The sequence below is a fragment of the Pseudomonas fluorescens genome (assembly GCF_001307275.1).
In the GTDB taxonomy this organism is placed as follows: domain Bacteria; phylum Pseudomonadota; class Gammaproteobacteria; order Pseudomonadales; family Pseudomonadaceae; genus Aquipseudomonas; species Aquipseudomonas fluorescens_AA.
Genome location: NZ_CP012831.1, coordinates 5,556,967 through 5,578,196 on the forward strand (window position 1 = coordinate 5,556,967; position 21,230 = coordinate 5,578,196).

Here is a 21,230-nt window from a genome sequence, read left to right on the forward strand (position 1 = left end):
GACCCTGTGGGAGCAAAGCTTGCTCGCGACAGTAGACTGGAGTGCGCCCCATCGCGAGCAAGCTTTGCTCCCACAAGTCTGACCTTATCAGGCGGGATCGTTGCCCAGCACGACGTTCAGCGCGCTACGGGCATCGTCCAGTTGCACCAGGGTGGCGTGGCGGGCACCGAGGGCATCGCGGTTCTCGATGGCGGTGAGGATCGCCTTGTGCCGTGGCATCGCCAGCTCGTGCAGGTTGGGCCGCTGGTTGGAGTGCTTGAGGGCTTCGGCGATGGCCACCGACAACATGTTGCACAGGTTGGCGAGCAGGTCGTTGTGGGTGGCGTCGGCGATGCGGCTGTGGAAGTCCAGGTCCGGTTGCAGCACGGCCTCCGGGGTCGGGGCGGCTTCCATGCGTTGGTAGGCTTCACGGATGGCGGCGATGTCGGCCTCGTCGGCGAACTGTGCGGCGAGGGCGGCGGCGGCCGGCTCGATAATGCTGCGCACGCTGGTCAGCAGGTTGAAGAATTCATTCTGCGGGCTGCTCTGCATCAACCAATGCAGCACATCCGGATCGAGCATATGCCATTCCCGCCGGGCCTTGACCACCGTGCCTACGCGCGGACGCGAATACACCAGGCCCTTGGCGACCAGCACCCGCGTGGCTTCGCGCAGCACCGGGCGGCTGACCGCATACTCTTCGCACAACAAGGCTTCGGCGGGCAGTTTATCGTCCGGCTTGAAGCGCCCGGAAACGATCTGCATGCCCAGTTCCTGGACGATGCGCGCGTGCATGCTCTTGCGGTCGGAGGGTTTACGGTAATCCATGGGACGCGGCGCGATCCTGTGCGAGGGGAGTGTTGCGCATGATAGCAGGCGCGGCAATGGCGGGTCGCTAGTGCGATTTTTGATTTAGATACAGACCCATTGTGGGAGCGAGCTTTTTGTGGGAGCTTGCTCGCGATGAGGCCTTTCCAGTCAACATCTCTGTTGTCTGTGACACCGCTATCGCGAGCAAGCTCAGCTCCCACAAAAGCTTGTTCCCACAAAGGCTTGCTCCCACAGGGGGATGGATGGCTTCAGTGGGAGTGGCGTGGTACTTCGGCGCCGCGGCAGCCCACCAGGAAGTCGAAGTCACAACCCTGGTCCGCTTGCAACACGTGGTCGATGTACAACTGGCGATAGCCGCCCACGAGCAGTTGCTGCGGGGGAGCGAGGTCGGCCAGGCGCGCGGCGAGTTCGGCGTCCGGGATGTCCAGGTGCAGGCGGCCGCTGGCGCAGTCGAGCTCGATCCAGTCGCCTTCCTTCACTGCCGCCAGAGGTCCGCCGGCCGCGGCTTCCGGTGCCACGTGCAGCACCACGGTGCCGTAGGCGGTGCCGCTCATGCGCGCATCGGAAATCCGCACCATGTCCGTCACGCCCTGGGCCAGCAGCTTGGCCGGCAGGCCCATGTTGCCCACTTCGGCCATGCCCGGATAACCCTTGGGCCCGCAGTTCTTCATCACCAGGATCGAGTTGGCGTCCACGTCCAGTTCCGGGTCGTTGATCCGGGCCTTGTACTCGTCGAAGTTCTCGAACACCACGGCGCGACCGCGATGCTGCATCAGTTCGGCGGTGGCGGCGGACGGCTTGAGCACCGCCCCCAGTGGCGCCAGGTTGCCGCGCAGCACGCAGATACCGCCGTCGGCGCGGATCGGGTTGTCCAGGGTGCGGATCACCTCATCCTGGCCATAGATCGGCGCGTCCTTGGTGTTCTCGCCGAGGCTCTTGCCGTTGACCGTCAGGGCATTCGGATTGGGAATCAGATTGGCCTCGCCGAGGCGCCGCAGCACGGCGGGCAGACCGCCGGCGTAGTAGAACTCTTCCATCAAAAAGCGCCCGGACGGTTGCAGGTCGACGATGGTCGGCATGCCGCGACCGATACGGGTCCAGTCGTCCAGGTCCAGCTGCACGCCGATGCGTCCGGCAATGGCCTTGAGGTGGATCACCGCGTTGGTGGAACCGCCGATGGCGGCGTTGACGCGGATGGCGTTTTCGAAGGCTTCCTTGGTCAGGATCTTCGACAGCTTGAGGTCTTCACGGACCATTTCCACGGCGCGCATGCCGGACATATGGGCCAGCACATAACGCCGTGCATCCACGGCCGGAATCGCCGCGTTGTGGGGCAGGGAGGTGCCGAGGGCTTCGGCCATGCAGGCCATGGTCGAGGCGGTGCCCATGGTGTTGCAGGTACCGGCCGAGCGGGACATGCCTCCCTCGGCCGCGAGGAAGTCGTCGATGGTGATGGTGCCGGCCTTGACCTGCTCGCTCAATTGCCAGACCACGGTACCCGAACCGATGTCCTGGCCTTTGTGCTTGCCGTTGAGCATCGGCCCGCCGGTGACGACGATGGCCGGGACGTCGCAACTGGCGGCGCCCATCAGCAACGCCGGGGTGGTCTTGTCGCAACCGGTGAGCAGCACGACGCCGTCAATCGGGTTGCCGCGAATCGCTTCTTCCACGTCCATGCTCGCCAGGTTGCGGGTCAGCATGGCGGTGGGGCGCAGGTTCGATTCGCCGTTGGAGAACACCGGGAACTCCACCGGGAAGCCCCCGGCTTCGATCACGCCGCGCTTGACGTGCTCGGCGATCTGCCGGAAGTGCGCGTTGCACGGCGTCAGCTCCGACCAGGTGTTGCAGATGCCGATGATCGGCTTGCCGTGGAACTGATGGTCGGCGATGCCCTGATTTTTCATCCAGCTGCGGTACATGAAGCCGTTTTTGTCGGCCGTGCCAAACCATTGGGCCGAGCGCAGGGAGGGTTTCTTATCAGACATGATCGATTCTCTTATTGTATGACTATATTGTTCGAGCTTGAGCGTAACATAAGCGCAAATTGCGCGCTTTGGAAGTGTTGTTGGGTAAATAGTATTACTATATAGTCCGATTCAACGGAGGGGTTGTCCTGGCGGTCATTCGCGAGAGAAATCCCCCGAGGTTCCATAACAACAACAATCGGAGACCGGTCCCATGAGCCAGGAATTGCGGCTTATTCGCCGCATTACGCTGAAACTGATTCCCTTCCTGATCCTGCTGTACCTGATCGCCTACGTGGACCGCTCCGCGGTGGGCTTCGCCAAGCTGCACATGGGCGCCGACATCGGTATTGGCGACGCCGCCTACGGCCTGGGTGCCGGGCTGTTTTTCATCGGTTACTTCCTGCTGGAGATCCCCAGCAACCTGATGCTGGAGCGCTTCGGTGCCCGGCGCTGGTTCGCCCGGATCATGATCACCTGGGGCGCCATCACCATCGGCATGGCGTTCGTGCAGGGCCCTCATAGCTTCTATGTGATGCGCTTTCTGCTGGGCGCGGCGGAAGCCGGGTTCTTCCCGGGCGTGCTGTACTACATCACCCAGTGGTTCCCGGTGCGCCATCGCGGCAAGATCCTGGGCCTGTTCATCCTGTCCCAACCTATTGCAATGATGATCACCGGCCCCGTGTCCGGCGGCTTGCTGGGCATGGACGGGATTCTCGGCCTGCACGGCTGGCAGTGGCTGTTCATCGTCATCGGCCTGCCGGCGGTGCTGTTGACCTGGCCGGTGCTGCGTTATCTGCCGGATGGTCCGCAACAAGTGAAATGGATGGACCAGGCCGAGAAGGACTGGCTGACCGGTGAGCTGAAAAAAGATTTGCAGGAATACGGCCAGACCCGCCACGGCAATCCGCTGCATGCCCTCAAGGACAAGCGTGTCTTGCTGCTGGCGCTGTTCTACCTGCCGGTGACCCTGAGCATCTACGGCCTGGGCCTGTGGCTGCCGACGCTGATCAAGCAGTTCGGCGGCAGCGACCTGGTGACGGGTTTCGTCTCGTCGGTGCCATACATCTTCGGCATCGTTGGCCTGCTGATCATACCCCGCAGTTCCGACCGCTTGAACGACCGCTACGGTCACCTCGCCGTGTTGTACGTGCTGGGCGCCATCGGCCTGTTCCTCAGCGCCTGGTTGTCGGTGCCGGTGTTGCAACTGGCGGCGCTGTGCCTGGTGGCGTTCGCGCTGTTTTCCTGCACGGCGGTGTTCTGGACCTTGCCAGGGCGTTTCTTTGCCGGTGCCAGTGCGGCGGCGGGTATTGCGTTGATCAACTCGGTGGGCAACCTGGGCGGTTACATTGGTCCGTTCGTGATCGGTGCGCTGAAGGAGTACACCGGTAACCTGGCCTCGGGGCTGTATTTCCTGTCCGGTGTGATGGTGTTCGGCCTGGTGTTGACCGGCGTGGTCTATCGGTTGCTGGAACGCAAGCATGTGCTGCCGGCGGACCAGTTCGCCGCCAGCGCCCGGGGGGCGACGCGTACCTAGATCACTGCACTTAACTGTGGGAGCGAGCTTGCTCGCGATAGCAGTCTCTCATTCACCGATGATGTCGACTGTCAGACCGCCATCGCGAGCAAGCTCGCTCCCACAAGGGGGCTGCACCGAATTCAAGTTTTGCTTACAAGGAGAAAGATATGCGTTTAGTTCAGTTCGAATTGAGTAACGGCGAACGCCGCGTCGGTGTGGTCGACGGCGATCAGGTGCGCGAAGTGCAGGGCGCCGGTAGCGTGCGCGAGCTGGCGCTGGCGGCCATCGAGGCGGGTGTGAAGCTTGAGCAGCAGGTCGACAGCCTGGGCCTGGGGACGGGTCATGACTACGCCCGGTTGCTCGGTGAGTTGCGCATCCTGCCACCGCTGGACCACCCGGACCCGGCGCACCTGTTGGTCAGCGGTACCGGCCTGACCCACCTGGGCAGCGCCTCGGCCCGGGACAAGATGCACCAGCAGGCCGGCGACGAAGCGACCATGACCGACACCATGCGCATCTTCAAGTGGGGCGTGGAGGGCGGTAAACCCCAGGCCGGGCAGACCGGCGTGCAACCGGAATGGTTCTACAAGGGCGACGGCAGCATCGTCGTTCGTCCGGGCCATCCGTTCCCGCTGCCGCCCTTTGCCGAAGACGCCGGCGAAGAGCCGGAAATCAGCGGCCTGTATGTCATCGGCCACGACGGCAAGCCCTATCGCCTGGGCTTCGCGGTGGGCAACGAGTTTTCCGACCACGTCATGGAACGCAAGAATTACCTGTACCTGGCCCACTCGAAACTGCGCAGTTGCAGTTTTGGCCCGGAACTTCGCGTCGGTGAACTGCCTCAACATCTGTCCGGGACCAGTCGTATCCTGCGCAATGGCGAAGTGCTGTGGCAGAACGAGTTCCTCAGCGGCGAGGCGAACATGTGCCACAGCCTCGAGAACCTGGAGTTCCACCACTTCAAGTACAGTCAGTTCCTGCGCCCGGGGGACGTCCACGTTCACTTCTTCGGCACCGCGACCCTGTCGTTCGCCGACGGCATCCGCACCCAGCCGGGGGATGTGTTCGAAATCAGCCAGGCTGAATTCGGCGCGCCGCTGGTCAACGGCATTGCCCCGGTAGACGCGGTGTTCAACCCGGGTACTATCGGCACACTTTAAAGGAGACTTGCGATGAACCAGATCCTTGGCCACAACTACATCGGCGGCGCACGCAGCGCGGCCGGCCAGACTCGCCTGCAGAGCGCCGACGCCAGCACCGGCGAGGCTTTGCCCCATGATTTCATCCAGGCCACGGCCGAAGAAGTCGATGCTGCCGCCAAGGCCGCGGCTGCGGCTTATCCGGCCTACCGAAGCCTGAGCGCGGTGCGCCGGGCCGAGTTCCTCGAGGCCATTGCCGATGAACTGGACGCCTTGGGCGATGAATTCGTGGCCGTGGTCTGCCGTGAAACCGCGCTGCCGGCGGCACGGATCCAGGGCGAGCGCGGTCGCACCAGCGGCCAGATGCGCCTGTTCGCCAAGGTCTTGCGCCGAGGCGATTTCTACGGCGCGCGCATCGACCGGGCATTGCCTGAGCGCACGCCGCTACCGCGTCCGGACCTGCGCCAATACCGCATCGGCCTGGGGCCGGTGGCGGTGTTCGGCGCCAGTAACTTCCCCCTGGCGTTTTCCACCGCCGGCGGCGACACGGCGTCGGCCCTGGCGGCCGGTTGCCCAGTGGTGTTCAAGGCCCACAGCGGCCACATGGCGACCGCCGAGCACGTGGCCGATGCGATCATTCGCGCGGCGGAAAAAACCGCGATGCCGGCTGGCGTGTTCAACATGATCTACGGCGGTGGTGTCGGCGAATGGCTGGTCAAGCATCCGGCGATCCAGGCTGTGGGCTTCACCGGTTCTCTCAAGGGCGGGCGTGCCCTGTGCGACATGGCGGCCGCACGGCCGCAGCCGATTCCGGTGTTCGCCGAAATGTCGAGCATCAACCCTGTGATCGTGTTGCCGCAAGCGCTGGAAACCCGCGCCGAGAGCGTCGCTCGCGACTTGACCGCCTCGGTGGTGCAGGGCTGTGGTCAGTTCTGTACCAACCCGGGCCTGGTGATCGGCATTCGCTCGCCGCAATTCACCGCCTTCACCCAGCAAGTGGCCGCGCTGATTGGTGACCAGGCGCCCCAGACCATGCTCAACGCCGGCACGCTGCAAAGCTACGGCAAGGGCCTGCAGAAATTGCTCGCTCACCCGGGTATCGAGCACCTGGCCGGGCGCGAGCAGCAGGGCAACCAGGCCCAGCCGCAGCTGTTCAAGGCCGATGCCAGCCTGCTGATCAACGGTGACGAGGCGCTGCAAGAAGAAGTGTTCGGCCCGACCACGGTGTTTGTCGAAGTCGCCGACCAGGCACAACTGACCGCCGCGCTGAACGGCCTGCACGGCCAACTGACCGCGACGATGATTGGCGAGCCGGCGGATTTCGAACGGTTCGGCGAATTGACACCGCTGCTGGAACAGAAGGTCGGCCGCATCCTGCTCAACGGTTATCCGACCGGGGTCGAGGTGTGTGATTCGATGGTGCACGGCGGGCCTTACCCGGCGACGTCCGATGCCCGGGGCACCTCGGTGGGCACATTGGCGATCGATCGCTTCCTGCGCCCGGTGTGCTTCCAGAACTATCCCGACAGTCTGCTGCCGGAACCGCTGAAGAACGCCAACCCGCTGGGGATCCTGCGGTTGGTGGATGGGGTGCCGGGGCGCGAGGCGCTCTGACGGCCGCGGTGGGGCAGTTGCATTGAGGTTTGATGGACTGCCGCCATCGCGAGCAAGCTCGCTCCCACACTGGATTTTTTGTGAACACAAGATCTGTATTCACTGAAATCCTAATGGTGGGAGCGAGCTTGCTCGCGATGGCGATCGCCCGGTCAACATCGCTTCTGAAGTGATGGCCCAAGGTCCACTCGCCCATTGGGTTATCATGGCCACTTTCCCAAAGACCGACTGATCACCATGACTGCCGTAACCGACCCCCTGCTGCTTGCCCTCGAATCCTGCGACATGCTGATTATCGATGGGCTGCACGCATTCAATTTTGAGCTCGACGATCAGGACCAACTGCACGTCGAGTGCATGAACGGCCGCACCCTCGAGCACTGGCGTTTCACGCCGGCGCAAATGCAGGCCGCGACGTTCGACAAGGCTTCGAATCACTGGATCATCACCAGTGATTCCGGTGACCACCGTCTGGAATGCGTGGACGCCACCAGCGGCCACGACGATGAGGACGACGAAGATGAAAATGCGTAGTTTCTGGCCGCTGTTGATGGCCGGCAGCCTGGGCGCCATGGGCGTCCAGGCGGACTCCGAAGAGCGTCATCAACTGCTGGTGGGGTCTTATACCGCCGGGCAGAGCCAAGGCATCTATCGGTTGCAGTTCGACAGCCGTACCGGCCAGATCGACGCCAACCCCTTGCAAGTGATCAAGACGGACAACCCCTCGTGGCTGACTCTCTCGCCCGACCTGACCCGGCTGTTCGTGGTCAACGAAAACGGTCCGGGCCAGAAAGACCCGGTGGGCAAGGTCAGCAGCTACGCCATCGACCCGAAGACCCATGCCATCAGCCTGATCAACCAGGTGCAATCCCTGGGCAACGAGCCGACCCATTCCAGCCTCAGCGGCGATGGTCGGCACCTGCTGGTCAGCAACTATTCGGTCGTGGAAGACCCGGGCGGCACCCTGGCGGTATTGCCGGTGGGTGCCGACGGCAAGCTGTCGCCGGTGGTGCAGTTGAGCAGCCATCAACCGAGCCGGGTCAACCCCGAGCGGCAGATGTCGGCCCATGTGCACGCGGCGGTCTCCTCGCCCGATGGCAAGTACGTGTTCGCCAACGACCTGGGGGCGGACAAGGTGTTCATCTACCGCTACGACCCCAAGGCCAATCCCGAGCTGCCGCTGATCGCCGCCGACCCGGCTTTCGTGCAGTTGCCACCTGGCAGCGGACCGCGTCACCTGCTGTTCAGCGCTGACGGCAAGCACGCCTGGCTGACCATGGAAATGAGCGCGCAAGTGGCGGTGTTCGATTACCAGGACGGCCGCCTGACCCAGCGTCAACTGGTCGACCTGGCCGCCGGCAAACCCCAGCCGGGCAGGGCGGCGGCTGCGCTGCATGCTTCCAGGGACGGCAAGTTCCTCTACGTCAGTAACCGTGGCACCACCAATGAAGTGCTGGTGTTCGCCATTGACCCGGCTGCGGGTACGCTCAAAGAGCTGCAGCGGCGCTCGGTCGAAGGCGATCATCCGCGGGAGTTCAGCCTCGACCCGAGCGGGAAATTCCTGCTGATTGCCAATCAGAAGAGCAACCAGATCGTGGTGGTCGAGCGCGATCCGAAGAGCGGTCTGCTGGGTAAAACCGTGCAGAAAATGCCGATGGATGCGCCGAGCGACTTGAAGTTCATGCTGCGTCAATAGACCGCAGGCCTTGGTTTTCAAGGCCTGCGCCGTTGTATCAACGAGACTGATATTCGCTAGTATTGCAAAGCATTTCAAAGCGAGACGCCTCGGCGCGTAAGTTTGCTCCACGGCCCAACCGGGCAAGTCAGCCAACTGAATCCGAGGTCTACCGCCATGAATCTGAATCTCTTCTCCGTGATCGCCGCTTCCGCCATCTCTGCCACCGTAGCGCTGCCCGCCAGTGCCAGTGTCGAGATCAGCGACAAGAAAAACCGTACCCAGAGCTACACCGAGAAATACCTGCAACAAAGCGCCAACTTCTATGCGGCGCTGGACCACAAGACCCAACACTGAAATCTCGCGCAACGCCTGAAGCCTGCGATCTTTTCATCTTCACTGAACATTCAGGTGAAAGAGAAAAGATCGCAGGCTTCGCCGTTTCTGGAAAAATCCCGCTGTAATATCACTTGGCCATGTGTTTAAATTTGACGCTGACAAATTGACTCCTTCGCAGATAAGGATCGACACCATGGCGATGCGTCTGGCAGTGATGCTGCTGTTTCTCTACTCCACGCCGATTGTCTCGGCGGCCCAACCGGATGCCGGTGAGTTGGAAGTGGCACGTGAGCGCTTATTGAGTCTGCTGAGCGATTGATCGGACCAGGCCGGTTATTGATATTTTGTGGGAGCAAGGCTTGCCCGCGATGAAGGCGATGCGGTCCTTCAGAAATCGAGTCGCCTGTATCGCGGGCAAGCCTTGCTCCCACAGAAATCCCCTCGCCACAAGGGTTTTGTGCAGGGCGTTATTTGGCCATGATCGCCACGAACAGCTCGGACTCCAGGAACCTCTGCAACCAATCCTGTAGCCGGGGATAGGGCGCCTGGGCAAACCAGTCGCGGTCGACGTGGGCGAATTGCCGTATGAAGGGCATCACTGCCACGTCCGCCAGGCTCTGGTGCTCCGCTGCCAGAAACGGCCGGGTTGCAAGCAGTGCCTCCAGGCGACGCAGAAAGTCTTCGCCCTGGCTGCGGTAATGCTCCTTCGGGTACTCGGGGTAGCGCTCGGGGTACTTGTAGCGATTCAAGTGCAGCTTGAACACCTGGTCGTTTTCCTCGATCAACGCCGCCGTCAACGCCTGGCCGTCGGCGTTGTCCCGTAGCCGCCAGTCTTGCGGGTCGTGCTGGGCCAAGGCCCAGCTCATGATCTCCAGGCTTTCATCGATCACCCGGCCATCGACCTGCAGCACCGGCACCGTGCCTTTGCTGGAGAGGGCGAGCATCTCGGCGGGCTTGGCCTTCAGGCTGACTTCGACAATCGTCACCTCGACCGCGCTGTAGCGCAAGGCCATGCGCGTCCGCATCGCGTAGGGGCAGCGGCGGAAGGAATAGAGCGTGGCGCGGCTCATTTCACTTCCACCGTGCTCAACCCGTTGCCCTGACGACGGACCTGGATCTGCACCGGGATCCGCTCGTGCATTTCCTGCACGTGGGAAATCACCGCGACCTTGCGGCCTTGGGCCTGCAAGCCGTCGAGGGCGTCCATCGCCAGTTGCAGCGATTCGGGGTCGAGGCTGCCGAAGCCTTCGTCGATGAACAGCGATTCGATCCTCAATGTGCTCGACGCCATCGAGGCCAGGCCCAGGGCCAGGGCGAGGGAGACCAGGAAGGTTTCGCCGCCGGACAACGAATGCACCGAGCGCAGTTCATCCCCCATTTCCGTGTCCATCACCAGCAGACCGAGCATGCTGCCGCCACGCTTGAGCCGGTAGCGGCGCACCAGTTGTCGCAGTTGGGCATTGGCGTGATGCACCAGCAAGTCGAGGTTGTAGGCCTGGGCCAGTTTGCGGAAGCGGTCGCCGGTAGCCGAGCCGATCAGCGCATCGAGGCGTGCCCAGCGCTGGTATTCGGCGTAGGCCTGTTCGATCTGCTGGGCCAGGGCTTGGTTGGCGTTCTGTCGGCGCTGGTCCTCGGCCTGTTCGGCACGCAGTTCGGCGCAACGCTGTTCGCTGACGGCGAATTGAGTTTGCAGTTCGGCGAGGGCTTCGGCGAGTTGTTCGGGCGCCAGGTTGCCGTTGTGCTGGGCCTGGTGGTTGTGCAGGCGCTGCTCGCGTTCGGTGAGCAATACGCTGGCCTGTTCGATGGCTTTTTCGCTGTTGAGCAAGCGCTGGCGCAACTGGCCGACGTGTTGCTCGTCCAGGCCGAGCAGGGCTTCAAGGGCGGCATCGTCCAGTTCAGGATGGCCGGTGCGCCACTGCGCGATACCCGTGGTCAACGCCTGAAGTTCGTGGTCCAGGGATTGCGCCTGCTCCTGGCGGGCCTTGAGTTCGGCGGCCAGTTGCACAAGGCTGTTGCGCACTTGCTGCAACTGCTGATTGGCCGTCGCCTCGGCCTCCCGGGTCTGTTCCAGGCGCTGGTCGAGTTGTTGTTGCCATTGTTCGGCGCTGAGGTGTTCGCCGAGCAGTTGCGCGAGTTTCTCCTGGCAGGCCTGCTGTTGCTCGCTCAGGGCGCTGAATTGCAGGCGGGCCGCTTCCAGTTGCTGGACGCGGGTCTGCTGGCGGTCCTGCTCTTTCTCCAGGGTCTGCTGGCGCTGGCGTTGTTCGTCCAGTTCGTCGCGCTGCTGTTCCAGTTGCTCCAGGCGTTGGGCAATCTGCTGGTCGAGCTGCAGGAAGGTCGCGGCGGGTTCGCTGCGCAAGGCCTGCAAGGTGTCCGCCGGTAGCAGGGTGCTGAAGTGGTTCAGTTCCTCGTCCAGGCGCTGGCGGTCGCGGGCCAGTGCTTGCTGCTGGTTGCCCAGGTGGTGTGACGCCTGCTGGCTGGCCGTTTCGGCCTCGCGCAGGCGCTGGCCCATGCGTGCGGCGTCCTGTTGCAGGGTCAGCAGGGCGGCTTGGCGTTGTTCGTCCTGGCCGATGCGCAGGTGCAATTGGCTGTTCTGTTGGGCCAGCCAGGCGTCGCGCTTGCTCGCATCCTGGGCCAGCAGTTGCGCCGACAACGGGTGGGCTTCCAGGCTGGGCGCCAGGCTCTGTTGCTGGCTGGCGAGCTGTTCCTGTTGTTGTTTGAGTTCCTTGAGCTGGGCAATGACCCCGCTGTATTGCGCCCGCAGGTCGATGACTTTCTCATTGAGCTGTTCGACGGCTTTGCGGGCGTTGGCCTCTTCGGCTTCATCGAAGCGTCCGAGGTTTTCCAACAGGGCTTCGGGCTGATGATAAGGGTGCTCGACGCTGCCACACACCGGGCAGGGCTGCTCGTCCTGCAACTGTGCGCGCAGTTGTTCGACGCTTTCACTGCGGGCCAGGCGCTGGCGTTCCAGCAGTTCGCGGGTCACGGTCAGGGTCTGTTCGGCGATGGTCAGCTCGGCCTTGGCTTCGCCGCCCTCACGCACCAGGCGGTCACGTTCCTGCAACGCCTGTTGTTGGCGTTGCTCGAGCTCGGCACCCCGTTTGTCCAGTTCTTGCTGACTGGCCCACAGCCGGGTCAGGTCTTCGAAGGCGCGCAGTTGCTTGCGGTTGTCTTGCAGCAGGGTGCCGAGCAATTGGATCTGTTCGGCCACGGCCTCCGGCTCGGCGCCGGCTTCCTTGTACAGCACCTCAAGGTCTTGTCGGCGGCTGGCCAGTTCCTCGGCGGCACGGGCGGCGCCTTGCTCCAGCATGGAGAGTTCGGCCAGGCCCTGGTTCAGGCGATTGCCGATCAGCATCAGTTGTTGGAGGCGGTCGCGATAGGCGTTCCAGGCGTCGCTCAGCGGTGCCAGGTGCGTACTTTGTTCAAGCTCGCCGGCGATTCGCTGCAAGCGCTCGGCCACCTGTTTCTGCTGTTCGAGCAAGGTGTCGATGGCGCGCTGGCCTTCGGTGCACGCTTGTTGCGCCTGGTCCTGGTGCCCGGCGGCCTGGCTGGCGTCCCTGACGAGACGGGCGAGGGTGCTTTGCTCCTCGAAAGCCTGGCGTAATAACGGCGCACTGTCGCTGCTTTGTTGCCGGGCCGCGACCAATGCCAGTTGCGTGACGCCCAGGCCTTTTTCGAGTTCGGCTTGCTGCTGGTGCAGGTCGATTTGCTGCTGGGTGAGCTGCTGGATCTGCGCGGCCAAGGGCTCGAGCTGTCGGCTCAGTTCCGCCTGGCGGATGAACTGATGGCGTTGGGGCGCCAACTGTTCCAGGCGGGTCAGTTTCAGGCGTTCGTCGGCCAGGGCGTGCCAATCGGCCTGGGCCTGTTGCAACTGTTCGGCGGCGCTGGCGTGTTCATCCTGCAATTGGCGCAGGTCGCGCAGCCAGGTGTGTTGCTGCTCCAGTTGCTTGAGTTGCGCCTGTTGGGCCTTGAGTTGTTGCTGGGCGTCGTTGAAGCGCTGGTCGAGCTCGGCCCGGGCTTCGGGGGCCAGCGGGGTGACACCGGTGGCCTGGTCCTGCAGCTGTTTGTGGTTTTCCTTGGCTTGCTTGGCCTTGTCGAAGGCGCGACGACCGAGGCGGGTATACAGGGCGGTGTCGGTGAGTTTTTCCAGCAGTTCGCTGCGGTCGTTGTCATCGGCCTTGAGGAACGCGCTGAACTCGCTCTGGGCCAGCAACACGGCGCGGGTGAACTGCTCGAAGTTCAGGCCAAGGGCGGCTTCGAGCTGGGTCTTGTATTCGCCTTTCTGGCTCGCCAGCAGTTGATCGTTGTCCAGGTCCCGCAGGCTCTGGCGGCTGGCTTGTAATTTGCCGCCGGCCTTTTCCCGGGCGCGATTGGCTTCCCAGCGGGCCCGGTAGCGGCGCCCGTCGAGGCCGCGAAAATCCACTTCGGCAAAACCATCGCCGGTGCCACGGCGCAACAGTGTGCGCGGATCGCCCGTGGCAATCTCGCCATCGACGTCCGGCACCTTGGCATCGCGACCGGTGTTGTTGAGGCGCGGCACAGCGCCGAACAGCGCCAGGCACAAGGCGTCGAGCAGCGTACTCTTGCCGGCCCCGGTGGGACCGGTAATGGCGAACAGGCCGGCGCTGGCCAAGGGTTCGGCGGTGAAATCGATTTCAAACGGCCCGGCCAGGGACGCCAGGTTCTTCAGGCGGATCGCGAGGATCTTCATGGTTGCTCGCTCTCCATCTGCACGTCTTGCAACAGCACGGCAAAGTCCTTGAGGGTCTGTTCATCCACTTCGTTGCCATAGGTGTCCTGCCAGGCGCGGCTGAACAGTTCCTGCGGGCTGAGTTGATCCAGTTCCACCAGCGCGTTGCCGTCATCGGCACTGCCGGTGCCACCGTTGCCGGCGTACTCGGCGGCGATCCGCACCAAGCGCACGGCCTTGCCTTGCAGTGCGGTTTCAACCTGGTGGCGCAGGTCCGGCTGCGGTTCGTCGAGGCGCACCCGCACTTCCAGCCAGGGTTGGCGTTGGACGTCGGCCAACAGGTCGATGTCGGGCAGCTCCTTGAGTTGCCCAAGGATATCGGCCAGGGGGGCCGGGCCCAGGCGTTGCAGGTTGACAGCCCGGGGAATCAGGCGCGGTTCGACCTTGACCAGGGTTTCGCCGTCCAGGGTGATGTCGAGAATCTGATGCTGGTAGCCAATTTCCGAGAATGACAGCGGGATCGGCGAGCCGCTGTAGCGGATGCGCTCTTCGCCGTTGACCTTCTGCGGTTTGTGCAAGTGGCCGAGGGCGACGTAGCTGATGCTCGGGCCGAACAGGCTGGCGGGCAGGGCCTCGGCGTTGCCGATGATCAGGCTGCGCTCGGAGTCCTCGGACACCGAACCGCCGGCCATGTGCGCATGACTGATGGCAATCAGCGCCTGGCCTTTCTTGCGCTTGCTGTTGGCCGCGGCGATCAGCCACTCATGCACCTGGCCGATACCCCGCAGGTAGTCGTCGCCCAGTTGCGCGCCGGTGACTTCGGCGGGACGCAGGAACGGCAGGGCCAGGCACCACGCCTTGACCTTGCCCTTGGCATCGGGCAATGGCAACAACAGGCGCTCGACGTCCAGTTGGCCGTCGTCCAGCCACAACACCCGGCCCAGGGCGTGGGTGCGCAAGCGTCGCATCAGCGGCGCAGGCAGTTCGATTCGCGAGCCGGAGTCGTGGTTGCCGGCGATCATCACGATGGTCAGGTTGGCGTTTTGCTCATGGGCGCTGACGATGAAGTCGTAGAGCCGCTCCTGGGCTTTGACCGGCGGGTTGACGGTGTCGAAGATGTCACCGGCGATCAGCAGTACGTCGGGTTTTTCGTGGGTCAGCTGACGCAGCAGCCAGTCGAGGAAGCAGGCGTGTTCGAAATCGCGTTCCTGACCGTGCAGGTTTTGCCCCAGGTGCCAGTCGGAGGTGTGAAACAGACGCAAGGCAAACTCCAGAAAACAGATGATGGCCGCGGGGAAGAGAAGGGCGGCTAAAAGAAGGAGAGTTTACTGGGAAACGGGGGGGAGGACTTGTTCAACTTCATGGGATCTATTTGAACACGCCCCTGTGGCGAGGGAGCTTGCTCCCGCTGGGCTGCGCAGCGGCCCCTTTTTGCGATTGCTGCGCAATCGAGCGGGAGCAAGCTCCCTCGCCACAAAAGCCACAAAAGCCACAAAAGCTGCAAAAGCTGCAAAAGCTGCAAAAGCTGCAAAAGCTGCAAAAGCTGCAAAAGCTGCAAAAGCTGCAAAAGCTGCAAAAGCTGCAAAAGCTGCAAGACAAGGCGTGGGTTATTTGGGGTAAAGCGGTGGCAATCCCGAATCACCGGCCGCATCCAGCGCCCCTTCGGTGGGCGGGATGGTGCGGATCGCGCGCCACAGGTCTTCGCCTTGCCAATGCTGGCCGGTCTCGCTGTAGAGCGCGCCGTTGAGGCCGTCCAGGGCGTCGGACAGCGGCACGAAACGCGCCGCCATGTCGGCCAGGGTTTCCGGTTGCTGGCGGGCCCAGGCGTCCAGGGCCTGGCGGGTGGCGTGGGGGTCGTTGGCCAGGCAGGTGCGCTTGAGGTCGTCCAGCAGGGTGCGCGGGCTCGGTCCGGCCTGGGTCGAGCGCAGGATGGCCGGCTGCCAGCGGGCGCGCCACCACAAGCCAAAGCCGAGCAGCGTCGTGCAGGCCAGGATCAGGCTGCTCAGTTGCCAATACCACAGGGTCTCGCTGTCGACCGTCGTCACGATCTGCGCCGTGCCGGCGGGCGTATCCACCATCAGGCTCGGATTGTTCGCCACCTGCAGGGTCCGCGCCGGGAGGCTGGTGCGGTCCAGGTGATCTTCCAGGGTGTTCCACCAGACCACCTCCACCGGTGGCAGCTCGATGGTGCCGCTGCGGTTGGGCACCAGCGCCTCGCGGTCTTCGCGGCTGCCCACCAGCCCGCGTTCACTGCTGCGGCTGCTGAGTACCGGCTGGTCCGGATAACGTCGCAGGCCGTTGATCTCGGTGGCCGGCAGCGGTGGCAGTTGGGCGCTGGCCAGGCCTTCGGCTTCCAGGGTCAGGCTGCGGGTCAAGGAGTCGCCCACCTGGCTGTGGGTCGGTTCCGGGCTCCAACTCTCGCTCAAGGACAGGCTGCGTGCCGGCAACCAAGGCACGTCGGCCGGGTAGCTGGCGGGCTTGGGCTTGACGCTCAGTTGCAGGAGCTCGGAGCTTACCCGCATCAATTGGCCGGGCTTGGGACCCGAAGGGGCTGCGTCCTGGGCCACCGGTTCGACCAGGGTGGCGCTGAAGGTCTGGGCCGGGATCGTCAGCTCACCGCTACGTTGCGGGTAGATGCCATAACGCAGCTCGATCACGCCGTGGCGCACATCGTTGATGACCTTTTCATAGGTGCGCGATTCGCCCAGTTGTTCGGTGCGGGCATCGGGGATGTGCAGTGGCGTCAGGCTGCTGTCGTCGTACAGCGACACCGAATGGTAGATGCGCAATGTCAGGATTGCCTGGGCCTGCACATACACCTGGGTCTGGTCGAGGCTGGCCTCGATGAACACCGGTGCCAGGGTCCCGGACGCATTGCGGGTTTCGCTTTCGATGACTTGCAAGGTGATCGGCTGGCTGGTCACTTCACCCAGTTGCAGCGGGGGAATGATCACGGTGCCGCTCTGGCGCGGCAGCAGGGTGACGATCCAGCGGGTGGTGGCGCGGTTCTCGCCGTCGAGGGTCGTCAACTGGTTGACCTGACGGGTGCCGCGCACATCGAACAAGGCCTGGAGCGGGCCCAGGTCGGGTTTGCCGAACAGCGTGGCGTCGTTGGATTCCAGGGTCAGCTCCACCGTTTCCCCTGAGTTCAGGCGGCTGCGGTCCACACTGGCCGTCAGCTGTGCAGCCTGGGTTCCAGAGGCCCAGAGCAGCAAGACGAGGAGGTAGGCGGTGAAGCGGGTCATGGGGTTTTTCCCTGGGCCTGATGGCTTTGCTGTTCATACCAGAATTTACGCCTGAGCAGCTCGCCGGGATTGTCCGGGATCTGGCGCAGCCATTGTTCCATGGCCTGGCGTTGTTCTTCTTCATTGCGCTGGCCGGCGGCGGGACGCAGCGGCGGCGTGGTGGTCTGCTCGTCGGGCAGCTCGCTGCCCGGCACATCCTGGGCGGTGGGCGCTTGCGCGGTCCGTGGCGGCTGGGATTCGTCCGGTGTCGCGGTGGCCTCGGTGGAGGGTTGGCCCTCTTCTGAAGATTGACTCGTCGAAGTGCTATCCGGCGTTTGCTCGCCCTGGCCCGGTTCCTCGCGTTCGGCGGGCTTGGGCTCTGGTGTCGGTGGTGCCTGTTCGTTCAACAGGCTCTGCACCAGGGCCTTGTTGGTCTGGGCCGGGCGCAGGTCGGGTTGCAATTCCAGGGCTTGTTCATAGGCGTCCAGTGCGGCTTCCAGCTCACCGCTGCGAGCCAGGGCGTTGCCGCGATTGTAGTGGGCACGGGCGTCGTTGCCTTCGGCGAAGCGCCGGGCGGCTTCGCTGTATTGGCCGGCTTCGTACAGGGCGACGCCTTGCCATTGGCTGTCTTCGAAGTGGGCGGCGGCTTCGGCGGGGCGCTTTTGCTTGAGCAAGTGCTGGCCCTGCTGGTCGGGGCGCAACCACAGGTCCTGGAATTCGAAAGCGTGGCCGGTTTGCGGCAACATGAACAGCAGCGGCAGGCAGAACAGCCAGCCTCGACGCCCGGCGCAAGCGGCCAGCAGCAACAAGGGCAGGAGCAGCCAATAACCCTGGTCGGCCCAGGTGTCCAGGCGCAATGTCTGGCCGTCGCTGCGCAGATGGCGAGGACCGTCCAGCAGACCCAGGCCGCGCAGGTCGCTGTCGTCCAGCCGCGCCGGTCGGTAGCGGCCGTCCAGCTCGTTGGAGAAGGCCTTGAGGCCCGGGCTGTCCAGGCGCGGTACCAGGATCGAACCCTGGGCATCCTTGAGGTAACTGCCATCTTCCTGGGCCACCGGTGCGCCTTCGCGGGTACCGATGCCCAGCATCAGCCATTGTGTGGCGGAACCGTCCAGGACCTGGCGGATGCCTTCACGTTCCTGCTCGTTCAACGACGAACCGATCAGCAGGATCCGACCGTGGCCGAGTTCACCCTGGTCCAGCAGGGCCATGGCTTTATGAACGGCCAGGTCGGCGCGATGGCCGCTTTGGGGCATGATCGACGGCGCGAGGGCTTCGAGCAGGTTGGTGCTGGTGGCCAGGTCGTCGGACAGCGGCACCAGCGTGTGGGCGCTGCCGGCATAGACGATGATCGCGGTCTGGGCATCGCTGCGGTTCTGCAACAGGTCCAGTACCTTGCGCCGGGCCTGTTCCAGGCGCGTGGGCGGGACATCGGTGGCGAGCATTTCCGGGGTCAGTTCCAGTATCACTATCAGCGGATCGGCGGGTTTCTGGCTGGTCTGTTCGACCCGCGCCCAGCTTGGCCCCAGCAACGCCAGCACGATCAACAGCCAGCCCAGGCCCAGGGCAATCCACGGCAGCCGGCTTTCCCGACCACTGCCGCCACTGAGCAGTACCGCATGAAAGGCCGGCGGCAGGATCATCTGCCAGCGGCCCACCCGTTTCTGCCGGTGCCACAGTTGCCAAAGCAACCAGCCCAGCAACGGCAGCAGCAACACGAACCAGGGGCGCAGCCAGTGCGGCCAGAGGGCGATCATCGACGCCTCCGCAAGCGCAGGCGCTTGAGCCGCTGGCGCCACTCGGTGTGTTGGGACGGTTGGAACAGCGGCTGGTTGAACAGACGTTGCAGTGGATTGTCCGGCCAGCGCGCCCGGGCCACCAGCAATATGCTCAACAGCAGCGCAGCGGCCAGGGGCCAGTGATACAGCGCCAGGGCAGGGCGTGCCTGGGTCGGTTGCTGGGTCACCGGTTCGAGCTGGTCGAGGGTGGTCTTGATCGCCAGCAATTGCTCGCCATCCTGGGCGCGAAAATAGCGACCGCCCGTGACCTGGGCAATGTCCTTGAGGGTCGGCTCGTCGAGGTCCAGGCTCGGGTTGACGCCGAGGAAGCCCGCCGTGCCACTTTGTTCCGGGTCGGCACCAATGCCGATCGGATAGATTTTCACGCCTTCGTCGGCGGCCAACCGCGCGGCGGTCAGCGGGTCTATTTCGCCGCCGTTGTTGGCGCCGTCGGTGACCAGGATCAGTACGCGACTGTGGGCCGGACGCTGGCGCAGGCGCTTGAGGGCCAGGCCGATGGCGTCGCCGATGGCGGTATTCTTGCCGGCGATGCCGATGCGCGCCTCGTCGAGCCAGCGACGCACGGTGCGGCGGTCGAAGGTCAGCGGTGCCTGCAAGTAGGCCTGGCTGCCGAACAGGATCAGGCCGACCCGGTCACCTTCGCGGCCTTCGAGAAAATCCCCGAGCATGTGCTGGACCAGCGCGAGGCGACTGACGTCTTCGTCCTTCCACTGCATGTCGGGAAAGTCCATGGAGCCCGAGACGTCCACCGCCACCAGCAGGTCGCGACCGCTGGCGGCAATGGGCAGCGGTTCCCCCAGCCACTGCGGTCGTGCAGCGGCGATCAGCAACAGCAGCCAGAGCAGGATAAAGGGCGCTTGTTGCCGCCAGGTCGGCAGATTGGCCCGGGCCCGACGGCCCACCAGGCCTTCCAGGTCGCCGAGGAAACTGACCTTGAGCGCCGGCTCGCCGCTGTCGGCCGCCGGCAGCACCAGGCGCATCAGCCAGGGCAGCGGCAAGAGGGTGAACACCCACGGCCAGGCGAATTCAAACATGTTTGCGAATCCAGATTTCGACCGCCTGGGTCAGGCCGGCGATGGCTTTGTCATCGAGCTTGCATTCGGGCTTGTAGGCGCCTTCCACCAGTACCATCCAGCGCGTCAAGCCAGCGGCCGGGCAACGGTTGTCCAGGAAAGCCAGCCATTTGCGCCCGTTGAGGGTGTGGCTCTGGCTGTAGGGGTAGTGGTTGCGACACAGGCGCTTGAGCAGCCCGTTGAGTTGCTGCAACCAGGCACCGGCCGGCGCGCCGTCGTAGGGCTTGGGCAGCCGGGCGAGTTCGGCCAGGGCGGCCAGGCGCACCGGGTCCAGGGGTTGCTCGCTGCGGTCGGCGGTACGCTTGGCGGGAATGAACCGGCGCAATTGCCACAGCCCCAGGCCCAGCAACGGCAACATCAGCAGTAGCAACCACCAGCCCGGCGCGGGCGGCCAGAAACCAATGGGCGGTGGCGCCATCAGCGGCTGCAATTGATCGAGGCTGCTCATCGGCTTTTCCCGGCCCGCTTGGGGTTCAGGTATTCGCGTAGCTGCTCGACCATGTCGCCCTGGGTACTCAGGGGCATCATCAGGATTCGCAGCTTTTGCGCCAGCAATTCCCAACGCGCCTGGCGTGCCTCGGCCTGGGCGCGATAGGCCTGGCGCAGTTCGAAATTCAGGGTGTCGAGCTCCAACTGCGCGCCACGCTGGGCGAAACGCAGCAAACCGGCGGCGGGCAAGGCGTGATCCAGCGGGTCCGACAGCGGCAGCAGCAACAGGTCGCAATGGCGCGACAGCAGGCTCAGTTGCTGTTCGGCGCTGTCGGACAACGCACGCTCGTCGCAAATCACGATCACCAGGCTGCCGGGCCGCAGCACTTCCCGGGCCCGACGCAGGGCGATGCCGAACGAGTCGCGGTCCGGCTCGCCCTCGGTGTGCAGTGACTGATTGACCCGCACCAGCCGGTTGAGCAATTGCAACAGGCTCTGTTTGCTGCGCCGTGGCTTGACTTCGTAATGGGTGTTGTTACCGAACACCAGGCCGCCAACCCGGTCGTTGTGCCCCAGCGCGGCCCAGCCGATCAGGCTGGCGGCCTGGGCGGCGAGTACCGACTTGAACATCAGCCCCGAGCCGAAGAACAGCCGGTGGCTTTGCTCGATCATGATGAAGATCGGCCGTTCCCGCTCTTCGTGGAACAGCTTGGTGTGGGGCTCCTGGGTCCGGGCGGTGACGCGCCAGTCAATGGTGCGCACGTCGTCGCCGGCCTGGTAGACCCGCACCTGGTCGAAATCCACCCCGCGCCCGCGCAGCTTGGAGTGGTGCAGGCCGATCAGCGGGCTGCGCTGGCCCGGTGTCGAGAACAGTTGCACCTCGCGCACGCGATGGCGCATCTCGATCAGCTCCGAAAGGCTGACGCGGATGCCCGGTGCGGGCGCCAGGGGGTTATTCATG

18 protein-coding genes are annotated in these 21,230 nt (G+C 64.1%); 8 read left to right on the forward strand and 10 right to left on the reverse strand.

The window, feature by feature from the left end:
- Positions 1-87: 87 nt before the first annotated feature.
- Together AO356_RS24605 and AO356_RS24610 are read right to left on the reverse strand one after the other, a co-directional pair.
- The gene (locus AO356_RS24605) at positions 88-807 is read right to left on the reverse strand and encodes a FadR/GntR family transcriptional regulator (protein WP_060741988.1); all 720 of its coding nucleotides are present in this window, start codon (positions 805-807) and stop codon (positions 88-90) included.
- A gap of 251 nt (positions 808-1,058) precedes the next feature.
- Positions 1,059-2,795: an IlvD/Edd family dehydratase gene (locus AO356_RS24610; RefSeq protein ID WP_060741989.1), complete on the reverse strand. Its 1,737-nt coding sequence runs from the start codon at positions 2,793-2,795 to the stop codon at positions 1,059-1,061.
- Positions 2,796-2,988: 193 nt separating this feature from the next.
- Between AO356_RS24610 and AO356_RS24615 the strand changes: the two genes are divergently transcribed.
- The 7 genes from AO356_RS24615 to AO356_RS33215 all read left to right on the forward strand — a co-directional run bounded on the left by AO356_RS24615 (position 2,989) and on the right by AO356_RS33215 (position 9,379).
- A complete protein-coding gene (locus AO356_RS24615; RefSeq protein ID WP_060741990.1) occupies positions 2,989-4,311 on the forward strand; it encodes an MFS transporter in 1,323 nt (440 codons plus the stop codon).
- A gap of 149 nt (positions 4,312-4,460) precedes the next feature.
- The gene (gene araD1 / locus AO356_RS24620) at positions 4,461-5,453 is read left to right on the forward strand and encodes an AraD1 family protein (RefSeq protein ID WP_060741991.1); all 993 of its coding nucleotides are present in this window, start codon (positions 4,461-4,463) and stop codon (positions 5,451-5,453) included.
- A 12-nt stretch (positions 5,454-5,465) separates the two neighbouring features.
- On the forward strand, positions 5,466-7,046 hold the full coding sequence (locus tag AO356_RS24625; RefSeq protein ID WP_060741992.1) for an aldehyde dehydrogenase (NADP(+)): 1,581 nt from the start codon (positions 5,466-5,468) through the stop codon (positions 7,044-7,046).
- A gap of 237 nt (positions 7,047-7,283) precedes the next feature.
- Positions 7,284-7,580: a DUF5629 family protein gene (locus AO356_RS24630; RefSeq protein WP_060743193.1), complete on the forward strand. Its 297-nt coding sequence runs from the start codon at positions 7,284-7,286 to the stop codon at positions 7,578-7,580.
- Positions 7,567-8,742: a lactonase family protein gene (locus tag AO356_RS24635; protein WP_060741993.1), complete on the forward strand. Its 1,176-nt coding sequence runs from the start codon at positions 7,567-7,569 to the stop codon at positions 8,740-8,742. The genes AO356_RS24630 and AO356_RS24635 overlap by 14 nt, the downstream gene beginning before the upstream one ends.
- A gap of 156 nt (positions 8,743-8,898) precedes the next feature.
- Positions 8,899-9,078 (forward strand): hypothetical protein, encoded by a 180-nt coding sequence (locus AO356_RS24640; protein ID WP_003202673.1) that lies wholly within the window; start codon positions 8,899-8,901, stop codon positions 9,076-9,078.
- A gap of 175 nt (positions 9,079-9,253) precedes the next feature.
- Positions 9,254-9,379 (forward strand): hypothetical protein, encoded by a 126-nt coding sequence (locus tag AO356_RS33215; protein WP_256587218.1) that lies wholly within the window; start codon positions 9,254-9,256, stop codon positions 9,377-9,379.
- Between the two features lie 148 nt (positions 9,380-9,527).
- On the opposite strand, the gene AO356_RS24645 is transcribed toward AO356_RS33215, so the two are convergent.
- From AO356_RS24645 to AO356_RS24655, 3 genes are read right to left on the reverse strand one after another with little or no spacing between them, the layout of a single operon-like run.
- Entirely contained in the window at positions 9,528-10,130 is a 603-nt protein-coding gene (locus tag AO356_RS24645; RefSeq protein ID WP_060741994.1) for a glutathione S-transferase, read from the reverse strand.
- Positions 10,127-13,768, reverse strand: coding sequence for an AAA family ATPase (locus AO356_RS24650; RefSeq protein ID WP_060741995.1), 3,642 nt, complete (start codon positions 13,766-13,768; stop codon positions 10,127-10,129). Before AO356_RS24650 ends, AO356_RS24645 begins: the two co-directional genes overlap by 4 nt.
- Positions 13,765-15,009, reverse strand: coding sequence for an exonuclease SbcCD subunit D C-terminal domain-containing protein (locus tag AO356_RS24655; RefSeq protein WP_060741996.1), 1,245 nt, complete (start codon positions 15,007-15,009; stop codon positions 13,765-13,767). Before AO356_RS24655 ends, AO356_RS24650 begins: the two co-directional genes overlap by 4 nt.
- 169 nt (positions 15,010-15,178) lie before the next feature.
- On the opposite strand from AO356_RS24655, the gene AO356_RS31230 reads away from it, so the two are divergent.
- Entirely contained in the window at positions 15,179-15,367 is a 189-nt protein-coding gene (locus AO356_RS31230) for a hypothetical protein (protein ID WP_152032444.1), read from the forward strand.
- Here AO356_RS31230 and AO356_RS24665 read toward each other — a convergent pair.
- From AO356_RS24665 to AO356_RS24685, 5 genes are read right to left on the reverse strand one after another with little or no spacing between them, the layout of a single operon-like run.
- Entirely contained in the window at positions 15,355-16,992 is a 1,638-nt protein-coding gene (locus AO356_RS24665) for a BatD family protein (protein ID WP_060741997.1), read from the reverse strand. The genes AO356_RS31230 and AO356_RS24665 overlap by 13 nt on opposite strands.
- A complete protein-coding gene (locus AO356_RS24670) occupies positions 16,989-18,725 on the reverse strand; it encodes a tetratricopeptide repeat protein (RefSeq protein WP_060741998.1) in 1,737 nt (578 codons plus the stop codon). The genes AO356_RS24665 and AO356_RS24670 overlap by 4 nt, the downstream gene beginning before the upstream one ends.
- The gene (locus tag AO356_RS24675) at positions 18,722-19,801 is read right to left on the reverse strand and encodes a vWA domain-containing protein (protein WP_060741999.1); all 1,080 of its coding nucleotides are present in this window, start codon (positions 19,799-19,801) and stop codon (positions 18,722-18,724) included. Before AO356_RS24675 ends, AO356_RS24670 begins: the two co-directional genes overlap by 4 nt.
- A complete protein-coding gene (locus tag AO356_RS24680) occupies positions 19,794-20,288 on the reverse strand; it encodes a DUF4381 domain-containing protein (RefSeq protein ID WP_060742000.1) in 495 nt (164 codons plus the stop codon). The genes AO356_RS24675 and AO356_RS24680 overlap by 8 nt, the downstream gene beginning before the upstream one ends.
- The gene (locus AO356_RS24685) at positions 20,285-21,229 is read right to left on the reverse strand and encodes a DUF58 domain-containing protein (protein ID WP_060742001.1); all 945 of its coding nucleotides are present in this window, start codon (positions 21,227-21,229) and stop codon (positions 20,285-20,287) included. The genes AO356_RS24680 and AO356_RS24685 overlap by 4 nt, the downstream gene beginning before the upstream one ends.
- Position 21,230: the final 1 nt, after the last annotated feature.